This is a genomic window from Streptomyces sp. NPDC093225, from assembly GCF_044753805.1.
Classification (GTDB): Bacteria; Actinomycetota; Actinomycetes; order Streptomycetales; family Streptomycetaceae; genus Streptomyces.
The window spans coordinates 256,582-279,955 of the sequence record NZ_JBIVNX010000001.1 but is presented as its reverse complement, the minus strand read 5'-3'; the positions used below and the strand labels follow the sequence as shown (position 1 = coordinate 279,955).

Below are 23,374 nucleotides of genomic sequence, written 5' to 3'. Positions count from 1 at the left end.
GACGCCGAGCGCCGAGCGCCGGGGCCGGGTCCGGGTCCGGGTCCGGGTCAGCAGTCGGCCCGGGTCAGCGCAGGGGACGCAGCGCGACGAGCACGTTCTCGTTCTGGTCGCGGGTGACGAAGAGGCCCGAGCCGGCCACGGAGGTGTGCTGCGGGACCTCGACCCCGGCGCCGAGCACCTTGGCGTCGCCGGTCGCCGTCTTCAGGTCGAGCCGGGCGACCACCCGGTCGGACGTGTCGCCGACGACCGTGCCGTAGGCGGCGCCGTCGTCGGCGACGGCACCCACCGCGATCGTCTTGCGGTTGCCATCGCCCTGCAGGCAGACGCCCTGCTTGCGCTCGAGGTCGAAGGCGACGGGGCCGGCGGCGAGGTAGCGGCCCGAGGGCGAGGTGACGACCGGGTAGTCGCGGTAGATGCCCTGGGAGGTGACGGTGGGGAAGTCGTCGTACGCGCACTCCATCCGGGCGAGCGGGGCGCCCGAGCCGACCTCGTGCACGGACCACACGGTAGGCCCGTCGGAACCGTTCTTCTCGGTGCCGTGCCACTGTGCGAGGAAGCGGCCGCCGGCCACGCCGTAGACGTCGCCGTTCCAGGAGTCGGAGAAGCCGAAGGAGTACGTCCGTGCCGCGCCCGCCGGCATGACGGCGTCGCTGAACCAGCCGCCCGGGACGCCGAAGCCCTGGCCGAGGCCGACCAGCGGGCCCTTCGGGCCGACTGCGACCACCCGGCTCCAACCGCACTCCAGGGACTTCCCCTCGCACTGCTTCAGCAGCCCGGAGGGGTGCCCGAAGGTGGTCACCTTGCCGCTGATCAGATCGACGGTGGCCCCCCGGCCCGGGTAGCGGCCGTGTTCGCCGTGGGCGACCAGGACCCGGCCGCCGTCGGCGCCCACCCGCCAGCCGCCGTCGTCCGCCTTCACCGTCACCGGCACGTCGATCTCCCGCAGCGGCTTGCGGCCGGTGGCCTGGCCGTCGGCGGCGTCGAACACGGCGAGGCGGACCACCTCGGTGCCCTCGTGCAGGTCGTCCTTGCCCACCGTTCCGTGCGCGGACACGACCACGAACTTCCGGCCGTCCTGCTCGACGCCGAGCACGGCCGGGATATCGTCCTTGTCCGCGTACTCCAGCGGCAGCGGCGGCTTCCAGACCGCCGAGGTCCACAGGAGCTCTCCGGTGTCGGCGGCCCTGGTCCGCACGGCGAAACCGCCGGCGTCGCCCACCGTCAGTACGGCCACGCCCTCGGCACCGGGCAGGACCGCCACCGGCGCGTCCGCGTTCTCCGGGACCCAGGGCAAGGACTCGTCCCAGCCCTTGGCACCGTCGTAGGCCGGCGGCACGGCCAACCTGGCCGGCGCCTTGGCGTCCGCGCTCGCCGTGCCGCCGGGACGGCCGGTGTCGTCCGGGCTCGGCGCGTTGCTGCAGCCGCCCAGCAATGCGGCCGTCAGCACGGCGGCCAGGGCGGCCGTCGCCTTCGTCGCGCGCATGAGTGTCTCCCTCGCAAGAATGATCAAAGAGCGCCGAGACTAACAAATTGACGCATAGTCACCGCCGGACGGCGGGTGCCCGCAGGCGGCCTCCCGGAGCCGGTGCCGGTCGCACAGGGTCCCTGGGGCGGTCAGGGCGTGGTCGGCGAAGAGGGCTTCGAGGCGGGCGCGGCGGTCGACGTACGGGAGGGTCAGGCACTCACCAGCACGGCCCCGCCCGGGTCGGTAGGGCCCCGCGGGTGCGGCCTGCTGCCGGTGGCCGGCTACGCATGCGTTTGTCGGCCGGGAGCGGCCGCCGCGGTGGGGGTGAGCGGGGTGGCGACGCGTCGGGCGTCAGGGGTCACGGAGTCCGCCTGTGCAGGTCGAGGTGGCCCGCCGGCCGGAACCCGACGCACCGCTCGGTCGGCCACGGCACCCTCAGGTCTTGTCGCACTGGGGTGAAGCTTCTGGGCTGACGTTCCATTCTTCGACGCTCACGGCGTTGGGCCTGCCTGACGGCTTCCAGGGCTCCGGTCCTGGTCAGCCCTCTGCCGCTGATGCGCTCCCACGCGTTGCCGTTCGGGTCCATGAACTCCAGCCGGATCTTCGCCAGGTCGCCCTCCGTGAGCGTCACGGAGGGCTCCTCGGCCACCATGGAGGCCTGCAACGACCAGTCTGGGATCAGGAGGGACTTGCACGGCTTCACGAGGTCCAGATCCCAGAACACCTTGCGCTCGGGAAGCGTGAGCCGCATCGGTATCACGCGGGAGTTGCCGTTCACCACGCGCAGTACCGAGTCATCCCAGTAGAAGTCCACCAGGTTGGCCAGCTGACGAAGGTGCTATCCCCGCGCGTGACACCGCCGGCTGCGCAGCGCCGGGCCGAGGCCGGCGGAACGCTCCACGCACGGGAGAGGGAGAGGAGCGTCCACCGGCCCGTGCGGCTGGTCCTGCGCGGGTTCGTGCGGGCCCGCGGCGGCCGTCCCGGGTGCCGTCCCGGGTGCCGCGGGCCCGCGCGGCCCGGGAGAATGGCCGTGGCGGAGCGTACGGACGCCCGTCCGTGGATCAAGGAGAGGCAGGGCAGCCGATGGCGGCGGTCAGGGTGCACCAGGCACTGGAGGACGCGGAGTTCGACTTCGTGATGGCGCACGTCGAAGGGCCGGTGCTGGCCTACTTCTGGGGCGTGTGGTCCGAGGCCTGCAAGGAGCTCGAGCCGGTCCTGCGCGAACTGGCCCGGGAGTACGCCGGCCGCCTCTCGCTGGTCCGCACGGACATCGTCCGCTGCCCCGCCACCACCCGCCGCTTCGAGGTCAAGTCCGCCCCCACCCTCGTCGTCATCCGCGACTGCAAGACGGTGGCCACCGCCACCGGCCCGATGACGGCCGCCGAGGTCAGGGCTCTGGTCGAGCCGTACCTCTAGGGAGCCGGACCCCGGCCGGCGGATGCCGGGCCTCGCCCGCGAACGGCTGCGGGAGGACCTACGCACGAGCCGGATGGGGTCGTCCTCTTCTCCCGGGATACGGTGCTGTCATGTCTCGATCAGTCGAAACCGCATCAGTCCCGTCTCCCGTCACCGCGGACGACGTCGACCTTGCCGTGCGGCTCGCCGTGGGCATCCTTCGGGACGCGCCCCCGGAGGCATGGCGCAGTAAGGCCGGCTCGCTGGCGTGGGACTGCTGGGAGACCGTCGAGCACCTCGCCAACGACCTGTTCTACTACGCCGTGCAGCTGGGGCCGCAGAGCCCGCCGCTGGACACCCACGTGCCTTTCGCGTTGAGCCGGAAGAGGCAGGACGGACCCATGGTCTTCGTCCACGCGGACCGTGACGCGGGTCCGGCCGGCCTGGTGCAAGTGCTGGAGGCGTGCGGCGCGCTGCTGGTCTCCATGGTGCGCACGACGCCGCCCGAGGTCCGCGCCCACCACGCCGCCGGGGTGTCGGACCCCGAAGGCTTCGCGGCGCTGGGGCTGCAAGAGGTGCTGGTGCACATGCACGATGTGGCGGAAGGCTTCGGGCTCGCCTGGACCCCTCCCTCCGCTCTCTGCTCGCGGGTGCTCGCCCGCCTGTTTCCAGAGGCTCCGGCCGGCGCGGATCCCTGGCTCACCCTGTTGTGGGCCACCGGCCGCGCCGAACTGCCGGGGCACCCTCGTCTCACCACGTGGCGCTCGGACAGCACACCGCGGCCGTAGGAGCGGATCGGCTTCAGCCGCGGCCCCGCGGCCAGGCCGATCCCGGAGTCAGGTCGGTGTACAGCATGTGGTGGTCCGAGTACGGGCTGGGGCGGACGCGGTGGGTGGCCGGGGTGATGCCGCGCAGGAAGACGTAGTCGAACTTGCTGTTCCAATCGGTGGTCACCGTGCAGGCGTCGTCGCCACCGGTCGGGGGCCGGCAGCCAGGGTCCGCGTCCGTGGCCAGGGCCCACATCGGCCCGAGTTCGGGCGCGTCCGGCACGGCGTTGAAGTCGCCGAGGACGACCGCACGGTCGTAACGGGCGACTTCCGCGGCGAGTACCGCCACCTGGCCCGCCCGCACCTCCTCCTGCCGACGCTCGGCGAGGTGGGTGTTGAAGACGCGGACGGGCCGGCCGCCCACCAGCGTCGTAACGGCCAGGTATCCGCGGTCCTCGGAGCCGCCGTCGGGGTACTCGACGCTCACGCGGTCCGTCATCGGCGTCGCCGACAGGATCGCCTGGCCGAAGCCGCCCGGCCGCCACGGCAGCCCCCCGCAGCGGTTCCAGTTCCGCAGGACCGGCCCGTACGCGACCCGGTAGACCAGCCCGTAGACCTCCTCCAGGTACGTACGGATCTGCTCGACGTCACGTACGCACGCCTCCTGCAGGCCGATGACCTGCGGCGCGTACGTGGCGATCTCCGTCGCCCGGCCGAAGTCGTGCCCTCTCCCGCACGGATTGCAGGTGTTCCACGTACCGACCCGGCCGGGTACGACCTCCTCGGCGGCGTCGAGCGGCAACAGCCCGGTGGGAGGGACATCGCCCGTCGGCGCGCCGGGGCCCAGGAGCAGCACCATGCAGACCGCGGCCAGCGCGCCCGCCGCCCACCGCACGCCCCTTCTCAGCACCGTCGCCTCCCCGAGTGGACGCACGTCATCACACGGCGCGCCGGCCGCGCGGCTCTTGCCCCCGCGGTGCGGTGGCTCTGTCCAGGACGGCCGAGACCGCGGTCACGAGCCTGTCTCCGGCGTGGTCGACGCTGCCGTTCTGGGCGCTGATCTGGGCGCCTTCCAGGAGGAAGGTGATCTCCGCGGAGGCGTCGTCGGGTACGTGCGCACCCGCCCGCTCGCACATGGCCGTGAGGCGACGCCGCTGGTCCGCCTTGTGGTTCTCGATCAGCCGACGGGCCGGATGGCCGGGGTCGGGCAGGCCGGCGACGGAGTTGACGAAGGGGCAGCCCCTACGGGCGACGTCCGGCAGGCCTTCGGCGAAGAAGCGCGCCGTCCCCAGTACTTGGGCCCGGCCGTCGTCCGGGTGCGCGGCTTCCACGTGGTCGAGGGCGGTCGAGTACCCGGCCGCGACGATCCTCAGCCACTCCTCGATCAGCGCGTCCTTGGTGGCGAAGTGACGATAGAGCGCCATCTTCGTGGTGTCCGCCCGTTCGGCGACGGCCTGGACCCCGACGGCCCTGATGCCCTCGCGGAGGAAGAGCTCCTCGGCCGCGTCGAGGATGCGTTCGCGGGGTGGCAGGCGGGCGATTCTCGAATTCCGGCCCGGCCTCGGGAAGTTGCTCGTCACGGCGTGTCTCGCTTCGCTTCGTTCACGTTGACCGGCGGCCCTCGGATCATGTTACGTTACCGACCCCTCCCGAGCGATACCGGTCGGTATCGCTCGGGAGGGGTCGGTAACAAGCGTGGCCGCCGTGGAGCTGGCGAAATACGCCCGGTGGGCCGGCTCGAGCACCAAGATCCCGGTCACTCTCGCGCCGGGGCCTCGGCCACCGCTTCTCCGGCTCCGGGTGCGACGCCGGCGCCTCGGAGCCGCCGGTTCGGCGGGCCCGCACGGTCGGCTCCCAGCGGGGTCGGGGGCACGGGCTCTGCGGCGGTGGCGGCGCGGGCCAGGGTGGTGCGCACGTGACGGACGGCCCGTTCGGCGTCCAGGAGTTCGGCGGGGGTGGGCGGGACGGTGCCGAAGGAGGCGCGTCGGTCGGCGGACAGGGCCCGCCAGTGCAGGACGGGCACGAGAGCGGTGCTCGCCTGAGCCAGGAACCACGCCAGCTGCCCGTGGGTGCGCGCGGTACCCGGCGCGAGGACGGCCAGGGCCCCACGCAGGTGCTCGAGCCGCTCGATGGCCGCCAGCGCCTCCCACCCGGCGGTCGGGCCGACCGCTTCGGCAAGACCGGCGGCGGTCCGCCGGGCCAGCTCCGCATCCTCCTAGCCCAGCACCCACACACCCTCGCGAGTTCCGGCCGCCGGGAGCGGGCGGCGGCGTTCCCCGGCGTGGCGACGTCCCGCCGCCGGGCGACATCCGCGGCGTGCGCCCGGGCCGGCCGCCGTGGCGCACACACCCCAGCGGGGTGGAGCACGCCGCCGGACGGCTTCGGGAGCGGGGGTGTAGCGTACGACTTGAACGCGTTCAAATAAGGGGGGTTCATGGAGACGCTGACGGCCGAGACACCGAGAAGCCTGTGGAGCGACCGCACAGTGGTGATCAGCACCGCCTTCGCGGCAGTGCAGACGGCCCTGTGCTGCCTGGTGTGGATGGTGGGCGCGACGATCTCGCAGGACTCGTACGGTGACACGGGCATCGGCATCGGCATGCTCGTCGGGACGGTGGTCTTCCTGCCCGTCGCTGGAGCGCTCGTCCTCGCGGGGGCTCTGGTAGAGGCCTTCCTCTTCGCCGTGCCGCTGGTGTGGCTGGGGCAGCGGCTGACACGACGGTGGGGTGCGTCGACCCTTCTGTGGGTGCTCGCCGTCCCGGCGGCCGCAGCGTTCGTCCTCGCGGGTCTGCTCGCGGCCGGCGGGGCCCCGTTCCGGCCCGCGTGGGCCCTGAGCACGGGCTGGGCGGTGCTGCCGGCGGTCGCGGCCCACTGGCACACCACCCACGGCCTCTCGGGCAGTGGCACGGCGTCCCGGGTGGGCGCCGCGCTCGCCGCGGCGATCACGCCGCTGATGCTGCTCGTCGCCACCGCGGACGCCTCGGGCCTCCTCGCCGGCCCCTACCACGCACCCGAGCTCGGCGCCCGGGGCTACGTCGGCACCTGGTCCGAGGGCGGGATCCGGCTGCACCTCGAAGAAGGCGGCCGCGCCGTCCTGACCGAGGTGCCCTACGACGACATGGCTGTGCCGAAGTCCTGTACGGGCCGGGGATCGTGGCAGCTGCGCCCGGCCGAGACGGACGGGCGGGAATCGGTGGAACTGGACGTACCCGCCTGCGACGGCATCTCGTCCTGGCCCTGGGACGTGGGCGGCACGACCGCCCGACCCGAGCTCTTCATGACCCTCGGAGACCCGGACACCGGCGAACTCCACATACTCCACAAGGGATAGGGCGACGCCTTCACACCTGTGCCACACCTGCCTGACCGGGCCTTCCTCGCTCCTCACGCGCCGCCCCGGCCCGCGGACCGCCGTCGACGCGCCCCGACCCACCGTCCCGGCCACCGCCCTCAACGACGCCCGGCCCCAGGGCTGAACGGCCACCGGACCGCCGGACCACCCCACGGGGGAAGGCGACATGACGAGAACCCGCACGTACGCCGCCCGGATCGCCGCCACGACCGCCGCGCCGGTCACTGGTCTGTTCGATGCCGGGACGACGGCTGAATCACACGGTCACGGGCCGACGTACTCGAAGACGCCGCCCTGCGGGTGTCGCAGCACCGCACGGCGGCCGTTGGGTGTGGGCTGAATGGGCATCACGATTTCCGCCCCTCCCGCCTCGGCCCCCTCGACCGCTGCGTTCAGGTCGACGACAGCGAGGGTCGCCGCCACGCCTGCCACACGCTGCACCGCCTCATCGGGCCCGGCGAACAGCAAGAACGGCCCGACGCTCGCCAGGTCGACCCCGGAAAAGGCGAACCGCGATGCGGTGCTTCCGGTCAGCTGCTCGTAGAACGGCACGGCCGCATCCAGGTCCTCGACACGCTGACGCACGACCACTGAATCGATAGCCATGGTCAATATCATCACATCTTCACGCGTGCCTGCGAAGGCCGTCCGGCTCACGGACTTCGTCGAACGCTTCCGTCCCGGTTGGCCTGCCGACGTCGGCCAGCTCGTTCGTGACCCGGCCCGCCCCGGGCAGAGCGCTGTGCTCGGAGCTTCGGGGCGGGCTGGCTCGTCCCACGTGTGTCGGTGCGCGACGTCCCTGCCCGGGGCCGCCACTCTGGGGCGGTGCGTGCGTCGTCCCTCCCCGTCGTGACCAGGCTCCGCTCGATGTGGGAGCCCCGTGGTCGGGCGACCGGCGCCCTCGTGGCGTCGGGGCTGCTCGCGTCGGCTGCGGTGCTGTTCCACGTGGGGACGACGGATGCGTTCAACGCGCTCGCGTACGGCGGCCGGCTGGTGGGCGTCGTGTTCGTGGCGGCTGCGCTGGTGGAGCTGGCCGCCGTGGTGGCGGTGTGCGACCTCTGGGGCAGGCGGGCCGTGCGGTACTCGGGCGCAGCAGTGCTCGTCGGGGTCGGTGCGGTGCTGGTCACGGACCTGATGTTCTTGATCACGCAGATCGAGGGGCGCACGTACACGCCGTTCCTGTGGCTGTGGATCGGCCTGCTGCTGTGGGTGGCCTGGGCGCTGTGGGCCTTGGCGCGCCTCGGGGTGTGGGCCTCGGTCCCGCATCCCAGGAGCGTCGCCCTGAGCGTGGTGGTGACGGGTGTGGTCGGCGCGGCGGGGGTGGGCTACTCGCAGATGTACGTGCCGTACTCGACGCCGGTGGACATCCCGTTCACCGTGTCGTTCGGCAAGCCGACGGTGAGCGCGGACGGGGCCTTCCTGCATCTGCCGGCCCATGTGGAGTTCCGCAATTCCGGGTCGGTGCGCATCTACGTGGTGGGGACGCTGTGGACGGTGACGGGGTACCCCGTCACGCTCCACCCGCACGGCAGCGGGATGGCCGACTGGAAGCGCGACATGTGGGAGTGGGAAGGCACGCTGAGGCACGTCACCTACGGGCCCTCGCGCATGCTGGGTGTCGGGAAGTTCGTCGATCCCGGCTCGCGCCTCGACCCGGGGGACGACGTTTCCGGGGACACGGTGGTGGACGTGCCCCTGCGCTCGGGGCTCGGGCGGGTCGGGATCTCCGCCACGGCGTCCTTCGTCAGAGCTGACCGGGGCAAGCTCGGCAACGACTACTCCCGGAACTACGAGGCCTCGTGGGACACGGAGTCCGCTGCGCAGAAGCACGTGTGGGACGCGCCCGGCTGGCTGGCGGAACCGGGAGACGAGTTCTACCGCTACCACTCGAAGGTCTATCACAGCAGCGAGATGCTGAACCTGACGCACGCCACGGACTACGCGTCCGCGTGGTGGGTCATCCCGAAGTGGCGCAAGGACAGCGACTTCGCCGAAGGCGACACCTCCCCCTACTTGAAGGTGTCCATCTCGAAGGACCCGGAGGGCGAGGAGGTCCTCGACGACGCGGAGCAGGAACCGTACGGGATGGTGACCGCCAGTCGCTCCGCCGAGCGCACCATCGAGGAATTCCTCAAGGACGCGAAGCGGTAGCCGCGGTGTGCTCTTCACGCCCGCCTCATAGAGGGTGAGCACGCCGTCGACGTCGTGCCGCGGCGTCACCGACATTCACGTCGGCATGATCACTCCGGTTCCCGTTCCCGGTACGTCAGTTGGGCTTCCTGCGCCGGGGGTGACGAGGCGACGCGCCGGCGCGGCCCCTGCTCAGGGGGCGGCGGGTGGGCGCGCCTGCCGTCCTCGGGGGGCGGGCGGACCTCCACCGCGTCGTCCGGCCGGTCGCGGCACCGGCACCGGGTGCACACCGTCGCCCCGACGGGGAAGGCGTACCGCGGGCGGTACCGGGAAGACGCGATGGGACCAGCCTGGTCTGGTGGGAGACCCCGCGCTGCCAGCCGGTCACCGTCAGGGTGGCCCGTGGACGGTACGGGGGGTCTTGCTCGGCTGTGCGCGGCTCGGTGCCGTGCGCTTGACGGCCTCCTCCGCCCCTCGTGGGAGCCGACCGTGATGGGCTCCGACGAGAAGGCGGACCAGCTCATGCCTGGCGCCATCACGACCGACGTCACCACCCGCCCCGACCGGGTGGTGGTAGCCGTGTCCGGGGAACTCGACTTCGACTCCTGCACGCAGATCAGGGGGACCACCGACGCCGTCCCCTTGCACGGCCGGACCCTCACGCTGGAGATGGCGGCCGTGACCTTCATGGACTCCTCCGGCCTGAACATGCTCCTCGACCTCCGCAACCGCGCCCACGCCGAAGGCGGAACCCTGGAACTGGCCGGTCTGCCCCGCCAGGCACAGCACGTCCTGGACGTCACCGGCACGCGCCACCTCTTCACCGTCCGCCCCTGCCCCGCCCCCTGACCAGCAGCAGCCACCGAACACACGCGCAGCCGACCCCGGCGTGCACCGACGGCGCGCGTCAGATACCCGGCTCGAAGCCGGGTACGACCGCCTTCTGTGCCGCCGAGACGATCTCGGGCGGCATCGGGCACGAGTGCCTGACGGTCGTGTCGATGTGGATTCCGGTCAGCACCGTCACGGCTACCAGCTCACCGGTGGCGGCGTTCTCCATGCGGTGGCAGAAACGGATGACCTTGTCCCTCACTTCCAAGAGGACGGATCGCACCAACACGACGTCGCCGGCGTGCACTTCACGCTTGTAGGCGATCTTCTGCTCCACCGCCACCATGCCCCGCCCGTTGTCCCGCAGATATGCGGACGTCAGTCCCAGGCCGGAGAAGAACTGCCAGGTGGCCTCGTCGAACTTCCCGACGTACCACATGACGTTCATGTGTCCCATGTGATCGCAGTGCCAGGGATACACGGTCCCTCGGTACGTCACTTCCAGTTCGGACACGCAACTCACTCCCATGTCGAAGGACGAGACCCTCGCAGCCCCCGGCGGCACAGTAGTGCCTGTGCCGCCACGGTGCCCGACCGCACGCAGGGAGTGAGACGCTGCGGTGAAGGCCGCGCCGTTCGAGAGGGGGCACCGTCCCAAGGCCCCCTCTCCTTCAGGTCGTGCCGAACCAGGCCTCGGCGAGTGAGGACAGCGTGCCGCCGTGCCGGACTCAACTCCGTTCCCTCAGGTATCACGGCAGGTCACCGACCGCGTAGACGGGCTGCGACCCCTCCGGGTCTGCGGCCGTTCCTGTTGCCGACGGCATGACAGATGACCTCGAGGGACCGGTCGGGTCCACGCCCGGGCGGGCGGCCTCTGCCCGCCGGAGGCCGGCCGGTATCGATCAGCGGTTGCAGACGATGTTGGTCATTGGCGTGTCCGCGACCGAGCTGAGCTCCCACGTCGTGCCGTTCCAGATGGCGAGGGGGCTCGCCGATCCCGACCCGCTCGCCGTGTTGAAGTTGTTGCGGGTCACGACGGCGCAGATGGCCGACGCCTCGCTGACCGCGAGCCGGATGTCGAGGGTGTCGAGCTTCGGGCCCCCACACGTCGCGCTGGTCGCGGTCGTCGAGGTGCTCGCGCAGGTGAGGATCGCCCCGCCCACGATCTGGGTCGGCAAGAACTGGTCGAAGGCGGGTTCGCGGACCCCGGCTCCGGTGGCACCCGTGGCTCCTGTGGCACCCGTGGCTCCTGTAGACCCCGTCGGTCCGGTGGGGCCCGTGGCACCCTGCGGGCCGGTGGGTCCCGTCGCTCCTGCTCCTCCCGCCGATCCGGTCGGACCGGTCGGTCCCGGCGATCCGGTCGGCCCCGCCGGTCCGGTCGGGCCGCTGTCGCCCTGCGGACCCGTGGGCCCGGCGGCTCCCTGCGGGCCCGTGGCTCCGGTCGCGCCCGTGGCGCCGCGGGACCGGCACCGGTCGTCCCCGTCGCCACCGCCGCGGCCCGCTGTACCGAGGCGGCCCTCGTCCGCGTCCTGGTCGTGCCTCTCGCGCCCGCAGTCCCGGTCCTGCTGGACGACGCTCTGCCCACCGTACGAAGGCGGCAGGGCCCGGGCCGCGGCCGCGGCCTGCCCGACGGGGCAGCTCAGTACGAGGGCGAGCGCGGCAGCGGCTCCCCCGGCCATCCAACCCGTCCGCCGGGGAAGTGGACCCAGACCCGACGCCGACCTGTACACGGAAGTCACCTTCGACTGCTCCTTGCCTAGGATTCGCCCGGCCGCACGCTCCGAGCGGCCCGGGCGAGCCCCGAGCACCGCCGGTCATGCTCACCGGGGCACTGCGGCAGATCGCCTCCCCCCACCGCGGCACACGTGTCGTGTCAACAGGTCGGACCAGCCGGTGCACACGGATGGGCGATGCGGACGCCGACCGGGCCGTCATCCCGCCGGGCGCGTGCGATCACGACAGGGACATGCCGGAGCAGGACCTGCGCATCCCCGTCAGCCGGGTCCCCACCCGGCTCCGCAGCGGCGTGATCCCTTCCTGGATGGCCTGTCGTCGCGTGCGCCCGTCACGGGCGCGGTGAGACCCGGGAGGTCTGTCAGGGGGTGAACAGGACCTTGACCGCTCCGTCCTGCTTCTTCTGGAACATCGCGTAGGCCTCGGGCGCCTGAAGGAGGGGGAGCCGGTGGGTGGCGAAGTCCTCGACGCCCAGGGGGTCGCCGTCGGTGACCAGGGGCAGCAGGTCGTCGACCCAGCGCCGCACGTTGGCCTGGCCCATGCGCAGCTGGACCTGCTTGTCGAACAGCGTCAGCAGGGGGATGGGATCGGCCGTCCCGCCGTACACGCCGGACAGGGAGATGGTCCCGCCCCGACGGACCAGCTCGATGGCCAGGTACAGGGCCGAGAGGCGGTCCACGCCGACCCGCTTCATCAGTGCCGCTGCCAGGGCGTCGGGCAGGAGATCGGTGGCCTTCTGGGCGCCTGCCGCCACGGGCGCGCCGTGGGCTTCCAGGCCGACGGCGTCGATGACCTTGTCCGGGCCGCGGCCGTCGGTCAGCTCCCGGACGTCGGCCACGAGGTCGTCCTGTCGGACGTCGAAGACGTGGACCCCGTGCCGACGCGCCCGCTCCCGTCGTTCCGGTACGAGGTCGATGCCGATCACCGTGTCCACCCCGAGGTGGGCGGCGACGCGCGTGCACATGTCGCCGATGGGGCCCAGGCCGATCACGGCGAGGCTGCCGCCGGCGGGGACGGCGGCGTACCGGACGGCCTGCCAGGCCGTCGGGAGCACGTCGGAGAGGTAGACGAACCGGTCGTCGACCGGGCCGTCGGGGACCTTGATGGGCAGGGTGTTGCCGAACGGCACCCGCAGGTACTCGGCCTGTCCGCCGGGCACTTGGCCGTAGAGTCTGGTGTAGCCGAAGAGGGCCGCCCCCTTGCCGTGCTCGTGGACCTGGGTGGTCTCGCACTGCGAGTGCAGGCCCCGTGCGCACATGAAGCAGGTGCCGCAGGAGATGTTGAACGGCACCACGACGCGGTCGCCGGGACGCACGGCGGTGACCTCCGGTCCCGTTTCCTCGACGATGCCCATCGGTTCGTGCCCGAGGACGTCGCCTTCTTCGAGGAACGGGCCGAACACCTGGTACAGGTGCAGGTCGGAGCCGCACAGGCCGGTGGTCGTGATCCTGACGATCACGTCGGTCGGGTCCTCGATCACCGGGTCCGCGACGGTGTCGACGCGCACGTCGGCCGTGCCGTGCCAGGTCAGTGCCTTCATCGCGATCCTTCCTCGTGCCCTGGGGCCCCCACGTGCGTGCCCGCCCCTCGGTTCTGCCGGTCGGCCTGCTGGAGCCGGGCGTCGTCCTCGGGGTTGGTGACGAGATCGTGGCCGCGGTCGGCCAGCTGCCGCGCCGGCTCGTATCCGATTCCGCTCGAAGCGCCTGTTACGACCGCAGAGGGATTCGTTGCGTCCATGTCCTGCCGTGTGCCCGGTTCGGCGGCGCGTACTCGATCCGGCCCCCGTCCCGCAGCGGGCCGTCCGCGACCGAAGAGACGGCAGACGTCGCACGCATGGGGTCGGGGAGACCGGGCAGGCGCGCCATCGACGGCGGCGCACCAAGCCGTGCTCCCGCACCGCGGTGCGCTTGCACCTGCCCGAAACCCTTCCCGAGGAGTGAGCAGATGTCGCAGGTCAGGGCCGACACGACGGCACGAGTCATCCGCACCGAGGGCAAGCCGGCGAACCCCGCTCCCCGGCCCCGCGGCCCCCACCCGGTCCCCCACGACCCACGGCCGGCGCAGCCACGCCGGGAACCACCGCCCGACCGCCGGCCCGCACCCGATCACGAGCCTTCGCAGCCGCCGCAGGAGCCACCCGACTGACGGTTCCGCAGAGGTACCACCGCCGAGGTCGTCCGGCGGGGCGTTTCGATCTCCTGCCACCGTGCCTGGCCGGTCTCCGGCCAGGCGCGGTGGCAGGCGCCTGGTCGGCTACGGTCACCGCGTCGTGGAGCCGTGCGCTCCTGGTGATCGGGCGGAGCAGGGCGGAAACGACGGTGCCGCGAGGCCCGGCGGATCCTGGGGGGAGAGATCAACGCCAGCCCCAGCGGCACCTACACCGCGATTGCCCAGTCCGCACCCGGCAAACCATCGCACCGCGAGGGGGCCGTTCCGGGTGATTGGGGCGGCGGAGCGGGGGTAGGCGCCTGGTCCGATCCCGAGGGGGAAGTGCATCCACCGACGGCGATTGCGGGTTCCCACGTGTCTGCCGTGAACGATCACGAGGAGCAGTTCCTGGCCACCGTGCGCAGCGTGCTGCAGGAGGCGGGTTTCCGCGATCCGTCCGCGGGTGCGCAGGGGATCCACACGGTGCGCCATGCCCGCGGGGTCGCGGTGGGCTGGGTGCCTCAGGACATCCCGCGGCTGCGGCGCCGTCCTCGCCGCCACCGGAGCGGCCTCGGCGAGCTGGCAGGTCTGCGGCACGCCTTCGGGCTGGCCCTGGCCGCGGCGTTCCGCGGCGCGGGCTTCACCGTCGAGACCCACGGCGACGACTGGCTCCTGATCGTCCAACCTGACCACCAGCCGGAACTGTGAACGGTGCCGGGCGGCCGTCCGAGCACGTCGGGTGGCGCACGCCCAGGACGCGCGGCGGCACCCCGGACCCGAACGGCGGGTCCCCGGCACCTCGTGCCGGGGACCCGCCGTCAGGGACCGTCGAACGGTCGTGGCCGGTTCAGGGTTCCTGGCGGCGGTCGCCCAGGGAGTCCTTGATGCCTCGGGCCTGTTCCTCGGCCTTGCCGGCGGCCTCGCGGGCCTTGCCCTTGAGCTGGTCCGTCTTGCCCTCAGCCTGCATCCGCTCGCTGCCGGTCGCCTTGCCCGCGACTTCCTTGGCCTTGCCCTTGGCCTGCTCCATCTTTCCCTTGGCCTTCTCCGCCATGAGGAAACACTCCCTTTCCGAAGAACGGTTGGTCGCTCCACAAGCTAGGCGAGATCGGGAGGATTCGCGCGTCGAGGCCGGAGCGACGGCGAGGCACCTGTCGGGCGGGCCCCGCCCGTCCTGGGGTGGGGCCCGCCCGTCCTGGGGTGGGGCCCGCCCGCACAGCGTGCGACGGTGGTCAGGGGTCGATGTCGCCGAGGTCGCGGTGGAGGATCTCGACGCCGTCCTTCTCGACGTCCTGCGGCTACGGCGATGCGGTCCTGCGCCAGCCCCTCCTCGAAAACGGGGTAGTTGCGGCCGAGGTACAGCTTCTCGTGCTCCACCGACGACCGGAAATGGACGGAGAGGGTGGGTGCGACGGCAGTTACCGAAAGGCCGGCACGTCGGGCGGCCCGTCTATGGAACAGTCGTTTCGAGAGTTCCATGAACGGGTCGCTCAGCGGGGCGGGGAATCCGGTCAGCATTGCCGGGCTCCGAGCGGACGCTCGCTATGAAGGCGAGTCGAATTTGTCGCATTCAGCGAACGGGCCGTTGGGAGCCGTTTCCCAGCGATGCCGGATCACTCCGTCGAGACCCACAGTCAAGAGTTCAATCCGTCGATCCTGGTTGTGGATGGCGAACACGGTGCGGATATTTCCGCCGAGTGACCGCAATTCGCCGCATCCGCCCTTCGGCACTTGCTGGCGTCGGCACCATACGGCCCGGTCAGCCCCTGCTCCGATCGTGAGCAGCATGATCGTGTCGTCTTGATTCTGGATCGCGAACGGACTGCTCACGCTCCCTCCGAGCGGGTCACCTTCGCGTACCACTGCCGGGGACGCTTTGCCTCCCATTCAGCACGGCCCCTGTGTCCGCTTCGATCGCGAACAGCTCGATCCGACCGTCCTGATTCTGGATGGCGCAGGGATCACGCACCTCTCCACCGAGGGATTCCCAGGGGCCGAACGGGCCGTGCGGAGCATTCTGCCGCATATGCCAGACGGCACCGACGGAATCGGTCGCGAAGAAGTCGAGCCGCCCGTCGCCGGTCAGGACAGCGGCAGGGGAAGAGAGGAGAGCGGTCACTACATTCCTTTCATTTCGAAAGGTGGGACGACGCCTGGAATGCGTCGGGCTCAGAGGGGCTGAAGAGGCCGGGATTCATCCCTGGAACGAGTGCGATATGCCACACCGACCGACGGGTTCGGTGCGCCCATACGGGGGCGTCACGCGGGGATTCGCGCCTGGTTCCGGTCGGCGGCGCCGAGCGTGATGGCGGCCGAAGGTCGCTGCCGGGCCGGCCGCCGGTGCCGTTACGTCCTCGGGACCGACGTGAGCAGGGCGAACACCGCTCCGGCCGGGTCGGAGACCCAAGCCATCCGGCCGACTTCGGGTACGTCCGCGGCGGGGGTCAGGACCGCGCCGCCGTTGCCCTCGACCGCCGAGGCGGCGGCGTCGACGTCCGGCACCCGGAAGTACGGGACCCAGCACGGCACCGTCGACGTCGCGCCGCCCATGCCCTCGCGCTGCGGTGCCACGCCGCCGAACGAACCCTCTTCCTGGTCGCCCTCGCCGACGCTCAGCACCCGGTACGCCGTCCCCGCTATCTCGCCGTCGGCATGCCGCCAGCCGAACAGTCCGGCGTAGAAGCCGATCGCGGCGACCGGGTCGGGTACGTGGAGCTCCACCCACTCCAGGGCGTTCTCGGTGGTGGCGGTCTCCAGCCCGCCGGTCTTCCCGGGCTGCCGGCACGCGAACGGGGCGCCCTGCGGGTCGGTGAACCGGCCGCGCCGGCCCTCGCCCATGACGTCCACGGGCTCCGTCCGCACCGACCCGCCCCCGGCGCGCACGGCCTCGGCGGTGGCCGCCGCGTCGGGGCTCTGGAAGTGCACCGTCCACGCGGAGCGCGCGGTCTCCTCCGCCAGCGGACCGAGCGCGGCGACGGTCTTCCCGCCGAACCGGAAGAAGCCGTACCCGCCGGCCCCGGGTCCGGCCGGGACGAACGCCCAGCCGAAGACCGCCCCGTAGAAGGCGGCCGCCGCAGCGGTGTCCGGGCTGCCGAGGTCGAGCCAGTTGGGCGATCCGGTACGGAAGTCGGTACCGAGCATGCGGTCCTCCAGGGGTACGGCGACACGGTCGTCGATCACCCTGCCCGCCGCGGTCCGGGTACCGCAACAGCCCCTTAGTTCCCCACGCCCCAGCGGACCGGGGCGATCTGCTTCGACATGATCGTGATCAGCTCGTAGGCGGCGTGCGACGCGGCGATCGAGGTGATGTTCGCGTGGTCGTAGGCGGGCGCGACCTCCACGACGTCGGCGGAGACGAGGTGGCAGTCGGCCAGGCCCCGCAGGATCTCCAGCAGCTCGCGGGACGTCATGCCGCCGGCTTCCGGCGTCCCCGTACCGGGAGCGTGGGCGGGGTCGAGGACGTCGATGTCGATGGAGATGTAGAGGGGCCGGTCGCCGACCCGCTCACGCAGCTGCTGGGCGATCTCGTCCACCCCGCGCCGCATGACGTCCGCCGAGGTCACGATGCCGAAGCCGAGCTTGGCGTCCTCGTCGAGGTCCTGCTTGCCGTAGATGGGACCGCGGGTCCCCACGTGGCACAGGGCGGAGGTGTCGACGACGCCCTCCTCCACGGCGCGCCGGAAGGGCATCCCGTGCGTGTACTGCTGGCCGAAGTAGTCGTCCCAGGTGTCCAGGTGGGCGTCGAAGTGCAGGACCGCCACCGGTCCGTGCTTCTTGGCGACGGACCGCAGCAGCGGGAGCGCGACGGTGTGGTCGCCGCCCAGCGTCATCAGCCGCGCGCCGGTGCCGAGCAGGTCGTCGGCCGCGGCCTCGATGGTCTCCACGGCCTCCGCCGCGTCGAAGGGATTGGCGCTGATGTCACCGGCGTCGGCCACCTGGCTGAAGTGGTACGGGTACACGTCCTGCGCCGGGTTGTAGGGGCGCAGGGTCCGGGACGCCTCCCGGATGGCGTTGCCTCCGAAGCGGGCCCCGGGGCGGTAGGTGACTCCGCCGTCGAACGGGATCCCGACCACCGCGATGTCGGCCTTCTCCACCTGGTCGAGGCGCGGGACGCGGCCGAACGTGGCCGGGCCGGCGTAGTGCAGCGTGCGGTCGGTCTCGGTCGGCGGCTGGGGCGGTACCACGCCGTTGGGCTGGGTGGTCATGGTGCGTCTGGGCCTTTCCGGGGGTGGCTGCGGCGGGTTGCCGTGCGGGAGGTCAGGTCGGCGGGGTCGTCGGGCGCGGTCGTATACGACGTGCGGGCCTGCGGCCGATGCCCCGGCCACGGTGCCGGCGCGGCTGCTCCGCTTCGCGGCAGGAACGCGCGCCGAGCGACGGCCCGATGCGCTCGCCCGGCGTCGGCCCGCGCTTCGCGCGCTGCGCCCCGGTCACGCGCTCACCGGGGCCGCGGTGCGCCTGCTCACGCGGGGTCCGAGGCTCGGCCGCTTTCCCGTCAAGGTTCGTCGTCACGCCGCCATTAAACGAGCGGCCGGCACGGTCGTTCCACCGCCACCGACCCCTATTTTCGGCCCGGCCACCCCTAGAGCGGCAAAACCCCGAACACCCGCCTCTTGAGGTTTTCTTGAGGTTTCTCAAACGGGCGATTCGGGCGCCTCTCCGACGGGGTGAACGCGGTGCGGGCTTCGTTACATTCATGGGAAAGACACGCAGGCGGAGCACCGTCAGAAGGTTGGTACGGTACATTCCAACCTGCCGAACGGGACGAAACCGCCCGCCGTTTGACCACCGGCGAGCACTGCATTTCCATGCGCTCTTCGGGCGCCGTTCTTCCTGCGGGCACGTGAACTCGAAGGAATAGCCACGCCCTGTTCTCGGAACCGGCGTGCGCCGTTTCGCATCTCATCGGGGAGGCAGCCATGTTGGTGGAGCGGGATGAGCAAATCACCGAACTGACCTCCTGGGCGACCGGCCCGGACCGGCCGCAGGGCCGGATCGCCCTGATAGGCGGCCCGGTGGCGTCCGGCAAGACGTCCGTGCTCCACCGCGTGCTGGAGCGGACGGCCGACTCGGGCGTCCGGGTCCTGAGCGCGGTGACCTCCGCTTCCGAGCGTCACATCCCGTTCGGCGTGGTGGAGGAGCTGCTCCGCGACACCCGGGACGCCGGCGGTCCGCTCCCCCTCCACGGGCCCACCGGCGCCGGCGACCTCGTACCCGTGCACACGCTCGTCGCGTTCCACGCCCGGCTCGCCGGGCTCGCCGCGCGCCGGCCCGTGCTCATCGGCGTCGACGACGTGCAGTACGCCGACCCCCAGTCCCTGCACTGCCTGCGGTACGCGCTGGGCCGGGCCCGAACGGCCGGGGTGCGCCTGTCGCTGGTGGCGACCCACGGACCCGACGCGGGCGCGGTCCCCCCGCCCGTCCTGGCGGAACTCCTGGGACAGGTGGAGGCGTTGCGCCTGGACCTGGGCCCGCTGAGTGCGCCCGGGATCGCCGGGCTGCTGACCGCCCGGGCGGGGGGCAGCGACCGGGCGGGCGGCACCGACTGCCGGGCCGCCGACCTGCACGCGGCCACCGGCGGCAACCCGCTGCTGGTCCGCAGCCTCCTCGACGACGCCTCCGGGCAGCAGGACACGGACCCGGGATCGTTCCCCGCGGGTGAGCAGTTCCTGCAGAACGCGCTGATCTGCATCCACCGCGCGGGCGGCGACGCACTGCGGGTCGCCCAGGGCATCGCACTGCTGGGCAGTGCCGGGCGCCGGCCGCTGCTGGGCCGGCTGGTGACGGTCGACGAGGCGACCGTGCGGCAGGTGGTGGACGCGCTCGGGGCCACGGGCATCCTCCGGGGCGAGCGCTTCCGGCACGACGCGGTACGGACGGCAGTGCTGGAGACCCTGACCGACGACACCGTGGTGCACCTGCGCAGACGCGCGGCGCGGCTCCTCTACGAGGCCGGAGCCGCGCCGATGGACATCGCCGCGCACCTGTTGGGCCACGGGCCCGGTGGACTCGACGAGGACTGGGTGCCGGGGGTGCTCAGCGCCGCGGCGCACACGGCGCTCGCCACGCAGCACGTCGGGTTCGCGGTGCGCTGCCTGCGCCTCGCGGAGGAGTGCTCGCGGGACGAGCGGGAGCGGCTGCACCTGCGGGCGAGCACCGCCAAGTTCATCTGGCGGCTCAAGCCGTCCGCCTGGCTGCACGAACTCGCGCCGCTGCAGGCCGCGTTGGCCCAGGGCACGCTGCCGGTCAGCGAATCCCTCCAGCTCGTCGGCGACCTGCTGTGGAACGGCTGGATCAAGGACGCCGCGGTCGCCGTACGGTACGCCCTCGACGCGGCGCCCGGATCCGGCGAGGCGCCCTCGGCCGCCGAACTGCGGTGCGTGCGGCTGATGCTGGCGTCCACCTACCCCACGCTGATGGACGACGCCGCGCTGCGGGCGGCGTTCGCGCACGCGGAGCCCCTCTCGGGCGGTCCGGCGGACGGTCTGGCGGGAGGTCTGGAGGCGCTCCACGGCGTGCTGGGCTCGGGGGCCGAGCCCGGCGCGGCGGCCGAGCCCGGCCCGCCGGCCGGCCGCCGGGACCGGGCGGCCACGGACGCGCGGTTCACCGCGCAGGCCGAGCAGATCCTGGCGGGGACCCGTCTCGACGAGGAGACCCACGTCACCGTCCGGGCCTGCCTGTTGGCCCTGCTGTACGCGGAGCGGCTGGGCGCGGCCACGGCGTGGACGGACCGGATGCTGGCGGAGGCCGCCGAGCGCGGGGCCCCCGGATGGACGGCCGTGATGCAGGCGATCCGGGCGCACATGGCGCTGCGGCGCGGCGAACTGGCCCGGGCCCGGACGCTCGCGGAGGAGGCCCTGGACCACCTGCCGCCGCACGGCTGGGGGGTGGGCATCGGTCTCCCGCTGTCCGCGCTGATCGAGGCGCGGACGGCCATGGGCGACCACGAGGCGGTGGCCGCCCTGGTGGACCACCCGGTGCCGGAGCAGCTGCTGCTGACCCGCTACGGCCTCCACTACCTGTACGCGCGGGGACGGCACCGGCTCGCCACCGGGCGGCACCACGCGGCGCTGACGGACTTCACCGCCTGCGGGAAGCGGATGCGCGACTGGAACATGGACAGGGAGGGACTCGCGCCCTGGCGGGTCGGTGCCGCGGAGGCCGCCCTGGCCCTCGGCAACCCCGGGCAGGCCGAGCGGCTGGCCAGGGAGCAGCTGGCCACGGGTGCCGGCCCCCGGGTCCGGGGCCTGGCCCTGCGGGTGCTCGCGGGCGCCCGGCCGCTGCCCGAGCGGCCCGCGCTGCTGGAGCAGGCGGTGGCCCTGCTCCAGCGGGAGGGCGATTCGCACGAACTGGCCCGGGCGCTGACGGAGCTGGGAGCGGCGTACGAGGAGCTCGGTGACGCGGCGCAGGGCAAGAGCTGCACCCGCCGGGCGTGGCGGATCGCCGAGGCCTGCGGAGCCCGCGACCTGACCCGGGGCCTCCAGTCCGACCAGGTACCGCCTGGCGAGCCGGCGGCCCCCGCGGAGGCGGTCGAACCGGGCCCCGTCCAGCCGTCGGCGCCGGAGGCGGTCTCCTCGCTGACGGACGCCGAACGGCGGGTGGCGGCGCTGGCCGCGCACGGCTACACGAACCGCGAGATCAGCGCGAAGCTGTTCATCACGGTGAGCACGGTGGAACAGCACCTGACCCGCGTCTACCGCAAGATCAACATCACGCGTCGTCAAGACCTGCCTGTGAGTTGGGACTCCGTTGTCGCACATACTGCCTGACCCCGGCTCCCCCGCCGGGGCCTCCGCCCCGTCCGGACCGCGGCTGCTCGCCGTGAGCGACCTGCACATCGGCATGGCCGACAACCGGCCCCTGCTCGAGTCGCTGCGCCCCGGCCACCCGGACGACTGGCTGCTCGTCGCCGGCGACGTCGGCGAGCTGACCGAGGACATCGCCTGGGCGCTGCGCCTGCTGGCCGACCGGTTCGGCACCGTGGTGTGGGCCCCCGGCAACCACGAGCTGTGGACTCCCCGCGAGGACCCGGTCCAGGCCCGGGGCGCGGAACGCTACCGCCACCTGGTGGAGCTGTGCCGGGGGCTGGGCGTGGTCACCCCGGAGGACCCGTGGCCGGTGTGGCGCGGGCCCGGCGGCCCCGTCGCCGTGGCGCCGCTGTTCGTGGGGTACGACTACACCTTCCGCGCGCCGGGGACCACCACCAAGGAGCAGTCGCTGGCCAAGGCGCACGAGGAGGGCGTGGTCTGCACGGACGAGTACCTGCTGCACCCCGATCCGTACCCCGGCCGGGACGCGTGGTGCCGGGCCCGGGTCGCCCACACCCTGACCCGGCTGGAGGCGCACGACCCGGCGCTGCCCCTGGTCCTCGTCAACCACTACCCGCTGGTGCGCGAACCCACGGACGTGCTGTGGCGCCCGGAGTTCGCCCAGTGGTGCGGCACCGTGCTCACCGCCGACTGGCACCGCAGGTTCCGCACGGCCGCGGTGGTCTACGGGCACCTGCACATCCCGCGGACCACCTGGTACGACGGCGTGCGCTTCGAGGAGGTGTCCATCGGCTACCCGCGCGAGTGGCGCCGCCGCGGCCACCCCCGGGGCCTGCTGCGGCAGATCCTGCCGTACGCCGGCCCGCCCGGGGGCGGTGCGTCCGCCACCGCCGCACCGCCCCGGCGGACGGCCGCCACGACCGACGGCGGAGGAGCTCGGTGATCGAGGACGTCGTACCGCAGGAGGCCCGGGCCAGCGAGGCGTTCGGCCCGGACGGCGCCGCGGTCCTCTACCCCGAGGAGGCGGCCCTGGTCGCCGCCGCACCCAACGAGCGGCGGGAGGAGTTCACCACCGTACGGGGCTGTGCCCGGCGCGCGCTGGCGGCCCTCGGCCTGCCGCCGGCGCCCGTCCTCCCCGGCAGGCGCAACGCGCCCCGGTGGCCGCCCGGCGTGGTGGGGAGCATGACGCACTGCGCCGGGTACCGGGCCGCGGTCCTGGCGCGGGACGGCGACCTGATGGCGGTCGGCATCGACGCCGAGCCGCACCGGCCGCTGCCCCGCGGCGTGCTGGAGGCCACGGCCCTGCCGCAGGAGCTCGCCTGGGTGCGCACCCCGCCCGCCGGGGCCGCGCCGCTGCACCGGGACCGGGTGCTCTTCAGCGCGAAGGAGGCGGTGTACAAGGCCTGGTACCCCCTGGTGGGGACCGAGCTGGACTTCGAAGACGCCGTCATCGCCTTCCGCGAGGACGGCCCCGGCGCCCCTGCGGGCGGCGGCCCGGCCGCCGGCGCGCGCACCGGTTCGTTCCGCGCCCGCATCTCGCGGCCGGGGGCCGGTCCCGACGGGCACCCGGTGTCGGCCCTCACCGGGCGCTGGATCGTGCACCGCGGCCTGGTCGTCACCGCGGTCACGGTGCCCGCCCGGCGCTCCGCGGGCGGCGCCGCCCCGGCGGGCGGGGTCCCGGGTCGGTAGGGGTTGTCCGGTCCGCGGGCCGCTGCATAGCGTGCGGGGACCGGACCGACTGTGCACGGCGTACGGCGCGTGGCTCTCCCGCCGTCCCCGCCCTGTTGCG

23 protein-coding genes are annotated in these 23,374 nt (G+C 72.8%); 9 read left to right on the top strand and 14 right to left on the bottom strand.

All coding sequences use genetic code 11. The annotated features are described in order from the left end of the window. Positions 1-64: 64 nt before the first annotated feature. Together ACIQCH_RS00675 and ACIQCH_RS00670 are read right to left on the bottom strand one after the other, a co-directional pair. Positions 65-1,483 carry a hypothetical protein gene (locus tag ACIQCH_RS00675; RefSeq protein ID WP_402576416.1) on the bottom strand — a complete coding sequence of 473 codons (1,419 nt, stop codon included), beginning with the start codon at positions 1,481-1,483 and terminating at the stop codon, positions 65-67. 340 nt (positions 1,484-1,823) lie between these two features. Continuing rightward, complete coding sequence (locus ACIQCH_RS00670; protein WP_402576414.1) at positions 1,824-2,279, bottom strand: hypothetical protein; 456 nt, start codon at positions 2,277-2,279, stop codon at positions 1,824-1,826. 269 nt (positions 2,280-2,548) lie between these two features. On the opposite strand from ACIQCH_RS00670, the gene ACIQCH_RS00665 reads away from it, so the two are divergent. Further along, positions 2,549-2,881 (top strand): thioredoxin family protein, encoded by a 333-nt coding sequence (locus ACIQCH_RS00665; protein WP_402576412.1) that lies wholly within the window; start codon positions 2,549-2,551, stop codon positions 2,879-2,881. A gap of 110 nt (positions 2,882-2,991) precedes the next feature. Further along, positions 2,992-3,648 carry a hypothetical protein gene (locus ACIQCH_RS00660; RefSeq protein WP_402576410.1) on the top strand — a complete coding sequence of 219 codons (657 nt, stop codon included), beginning with the start codon at positions 2,992-2,994 and terminating at the stop codon, positions 3,646-3,648. Between the two features lie 13 nt (positions 3,649-3,661). Here ACIQCH_RS00660 and ACIQCH_RS00655 read toward each other — a convergent pair whose 3' ends face one another. The 3 genes from ACIQCH_RS00655 to ACIQCH_RS00645 form a co-directional block, all read right to left on the bottom strand. Next, positions 3,662-4,486, bottom strand: a complete 825-nt coding sequence (locus ACIQCH_RS00655) for an endonuclease/exonuclease/phosphatase family protein (RefSeq protein ID WP_402576889.1) — start codon at positions 4,484-4,486, stop codon at positions 3,662-3,664. Positions 4,487-4,565: 79 nt separating this feature from the next. Further along, complete coding sequence (locus tag ACIQCH_RS00650) at positions 4,566-5,207, bottom strand: TetR/AcrR family transcriptional regulator (RefSeq protein ID WP_402576408.1); 642 nt, start codon at positions 5,205-5,207, stop codon at positions 4,566-4,568. Between the two features lie 176 nt (positions 5,208-5,383). Further along, positions 5,384-5,650: a hypothetical protein gene (locus tag ACIQCH_RS00645; protein ID WP_402576406.1), complete on the bottom strand. Its 267-nt coding sequence runs from the start codon at positions 5,648-5,650 to the stop codon at positions 5,384-5,386. Positions 5,651-6,061: 411 nt separating this feature from the next. On the opposite strand from ACIQCH_RS00645, the gene ACIQCH_RS00640 reads away from it, so the two are divergent. Continuing rightward, the gene (locus tag ACIQCH_RS00640) at positions 6,062-6,958 is read left to right on the top strand and encodes a hypothetical protein (RefSeq protein WP_402576404.1); all 897 of its coding nucleotides are present in this window, start codon (positions 6,062-6,064) and stop codon (positions 6,956-6,958) included. 285 nt (positions 6,959-7,243) lie between these two features. Here the strand turns inward: ACIQCH_RS00640 and ACIQCH_RS00635 are convergent, their stop codons facing one another. Continuing rightward, positions 7,244-7,585: a VOC family protein gene (locus ACIQCH_RS00635; RefSeq protein WP_402576402.1), complete on the bottom strand. Its 342-nt coding sequence runs from the start codon at positions 7,583-7,585 to the stop codon at positions 7,244-7,246. A 243-nt stretch (positions 7,586-7,828) separates the two neighbouring features. Between ACIQCH_RS00635 and ACIQCH_RS00630 the strand changes: the two genes are divergently transcribed. Both ACIQCH_RS00630 and ACIQCH_RS00625 read left to right on the top strand, forming a co-directional pair. Next, the gene (locus ACIQCH_RS00630) at positions 7,829-9,130 is read left to right on the top strand and encodes a hypothetical protein (protein ID WP_402576400.1); all 1,302 of its coding nucleotides are present in this window, start codon (positions 7,829-7,831) and stop codon (positions 9,128-9,130) included. A gap of 471 nt (positions 9,131-9,601) precedes the next feature. Beyond that, positions 9,602-9,958: an STAS domain-containing protein gene (locus ACIQCH_RS00625; RefSeq protein ID WP_402576887.1), complete on the top strand. Its 357-nt coding sequence runs from the start codon at positions 9,602-9,604 to the stop codon at positions 9,956-9,958. A gap of 58 nt (positions 9,959-10,016) precedes the next feature. On the opposite strand, the gene ACIQCH_RS00620 is transcribed toward ACIQCH_RS00625, so the two are convergent. From ACIQCH_RS00620 to ACIQCH_RS00610, 3 genes are all read right to left on the bottom strand, one after another. Further along, entirely contained in the window at positions 10,017-10,454 is a 438-nt protein-coding gene (locus ACIQCH_RS00620) for an acyl-CoA thioesterase (RefSeq protein ID WP_402576398.1), read from the bottom strand. A 388-nt stretch (positions 10,455-10,842) separates the two neighbouring features. Further along, entirely contained in the window at positions 10,843-11,118 is a 276-nt protein-coding gene (locus ACIQCH_RS00615; protein ID WP_402576397.1) for a hypothetical protein, read from the bottom strand. A 917-nt stretch (positions 11,119-12,035) separates the two neighbouring features. Then, on the bottom strand, positions 12,036-13,214 hold the full coding sequence (locus ACIQCH_RS00610; RefSeq protein ID WP_402576396.1) for a zinc-dependent alcohol dehydrogenase: 1,179 nt from the start codon (positions 13,212-13,214) through the stop codon (positions 12,036-12,038). Positions 13,215-14,206: 992 nt separating this feature from the next. On the opposite strand from ACIQCH_RS00610, the gene ACIQCH_RS00605 reads away from it, so the two are divergent. Beyond that, a complete protein-coding gene (locus ACIQCH_RS00605; RefSeq protein ID WP_402576395.1) occupies positions 14,207-14,530 on the top strand; it encodes a hypothetical protein in 324 nt (107 codons plus the stop codon). Between the two features lie 139 nt (positions 14,531-14,669). Here ACIQCH_RS00605 and ACIQCH_RS00600 read toward each other — a convergent pair whose 3' ends face one another. The 5 genes from ACIQCH_RS00600 to speB form a co-directional block, all read right to left on the bottom strand. Next, a complete protein-coding gene (locus ACIQCH_RS00600) occupies positions 14,670-14,873 on the bottom strand; it encodes a CsbD family protein (RefSeq protein ID WP_402576393.1) in 204 nt (67 codons plus the stop codon). 488 nt (positions 14,874-15,361) lie between these two features. Next, the gene (locus tag ACIQCH_RS00595) at positions 15,362-15,649 is read right to left on the bottom strand and encodes a hypothetical protein (protein ID WP_402576391.1); all 288 of its coding nucleotides are present in this window, start codon (positions 15,647-15,649) and stop codon (positions 15,362-15,364) included. 16 nt (positions 15,650-15,665) lie between these two features. Continuing rightward, on the bottom strand, positions 15,666-15,938 hold the full coding sequence (locus tag ACIQCH_RS00590; RefSeq protein ID WP_402576389.1) for a hypothetical protein: 273 nt from the start codon (positions 15,936-15,938) through the stop codon (positions 15,666-15,668). Between the two features lie 227 nt (positions 15,939-16,165). Beyond that, positions 16,166-16,960 carry a VOC family protein gene (locus ACIQCH_RS00585; RefSeq protein ID WP_402576885.1) on the bottom strand — a complete coding sequence of 265 codons (795 nt, stop codon included), beginning with the start codon at positions 16,958-16,960 and terminating at the stop codon, positions 16,166-16,168. Between the two features lie 74 nt (positions 16,961-17,034). Then, positions 17,035-18,024, bottom strand: coding sequence for an agmatinase (gene speB / locus ACIQCH_RS00580; protein ID WP_402576387.1), 990 nt, complete (start codon positions 18,022-18,024; stop codon positions 17,035-17,037). 711 nt (positions 18,025-18,735) lie between these two features. Here speB and ACIQCH_RS00575 point away from each other — a divergent pair. Genes ACIQCH_RS00575 through ACIQCH_RS00565 form a run of 3 tightly spaced genes read left to right on the top strand, consistent with a single transcriptional unit; the run spans position 18,736 to position 23,274 of the window. Further along, positions 18,736-21,585 carry an AAA family ATPase gene (locus ACIQCH_RS00575; protein ID WP_402576385.1) on the top strand — a complete coding sequence of 950 codons (2,850 nt, stop codon included), beginning with the start codon at positions 18,736-18,738 and terminating at the stop codon, positions 21,583-21,585. Further along, positions 21,566-22,528, top strand: a complete 963-nt coding sequence (locus ACIQCH_RS00570; RefSeq protein WP_402576383.1) for a metallophosphoesterase family protein — start codon at positions 21,566-21,568, stop codon at positions 22,526-22,528. The genes ACIQCH_RS00575 and ACIQCH_RS00570 overlap by 20 nt, the downstream gene beginning before the upstream one ends. After that, a complete protein-coding gene (locus tag ACIQCH_RS00565; RefSeq protein WP_402576381.1) occupies positions 22,525-23,274 on the top strand; it encodes a 4'-phosphopantetheinyl transferase in 750 nt (249 codons plus the stop codon). Before ACIQCH_RS00570 ends, ACIQCH_RS00565 begins: the two co-directional genes overlap by 4 nt. Positions 23,275-23,374 lie beyond the last annotated feature (100 nt).

Excerpts from the sequence above, each read along its gene's own strand:
- ACIQCH_RS00600 (WP_402576393.1), bottom strand. The coding sequence starts at position 14,873 with ATGGCGGAGAAGGCCAAGGGAAAGATGGAGCAGGCCAAGGGCAAGGCC.
- ACIQCH_RS00655 (WP_402576889.1), bottom strand. The coding sequence starts at position 4,486 with ATGGTGCTGCTCCTGGGCCCCGGCGCGCCGACGGGCGATGTCCCTCCC.
- ACIQCH_RS00635 (WP_402576402.1), bottom strand. The coding sequence starts at position 7,585 with ATGGCTATCGATTCAGTGGTCGTGCGTCAGCGTGTCGAGGACCTGGAT.
- speB (WP_402576387.1), bottom strand. The coding sequence starts at position 18,024 with ATGACCACCCAGCCCAACGGCGTGGTACCGCCCCAGCCGCCGACCGAG.
- ACIQCH_RS00585 (WP_402576885.1), bottom strand. The coding sequence starts at position 16,960 with ATGCTCGGTACCGACTTCCGTACCGGATCGCCCAACTGGCTCGACCTC.
- ACIQCH_RS00675 (WP_402576416.1), bottom strand. The coding sequence starts at position 1,483 with ATGCGCGCGACGAAGGCGACGGCCGCCCTGGCCGCCGTGCTGACGGCC.
- ACIQCH_RS00625 (WP_402576887.1), top strand. The coding sequence starts at position 9,602 with ATGGGCTCCGACGAGAAGGCGGACCAGCTCATGCCTGGCGCCATCACG.
- ACIQCH_RS00610 (WP_402576396.1), bottom strand. The coding sequence starts at position 13,214 with ATGAAGGCACTGACCTGGCACGGCACGGCCGACGTGCGCGTCGACACC.
- ACIQCH_RS00660 (WP_402576410.1), top strand. The coding sequence starts at position 2,992 with ATGTCTCGATCAGTCGAAACCGCATCAGTCCCGTCTCCCGTCACCGCG.
- ACIQCH_RS00575 (WP_402576385.1), top strand. The coding sequence starts at position 18,736 with ATGTTGGTGGAGCGGGATGAGCAAATCACCGAACTGACCTCCTGGGCG.
- ACIQCH_RS00640 (WP_402576404.1), top strand. The coding sequence starts at position 6,062 with ATGGAGACGCTGACGGCCGAGACACCGAGAAGCCTGTGGAGCGACCGC.
- ACIQCH_RS00665 (WP_402576412.1), top strand. The coding sequence starts at position 2,549 with ATGGCGGCGGTCAGGGTGCACCAGGCACTGGAGGACGCGGAGTTCGAC.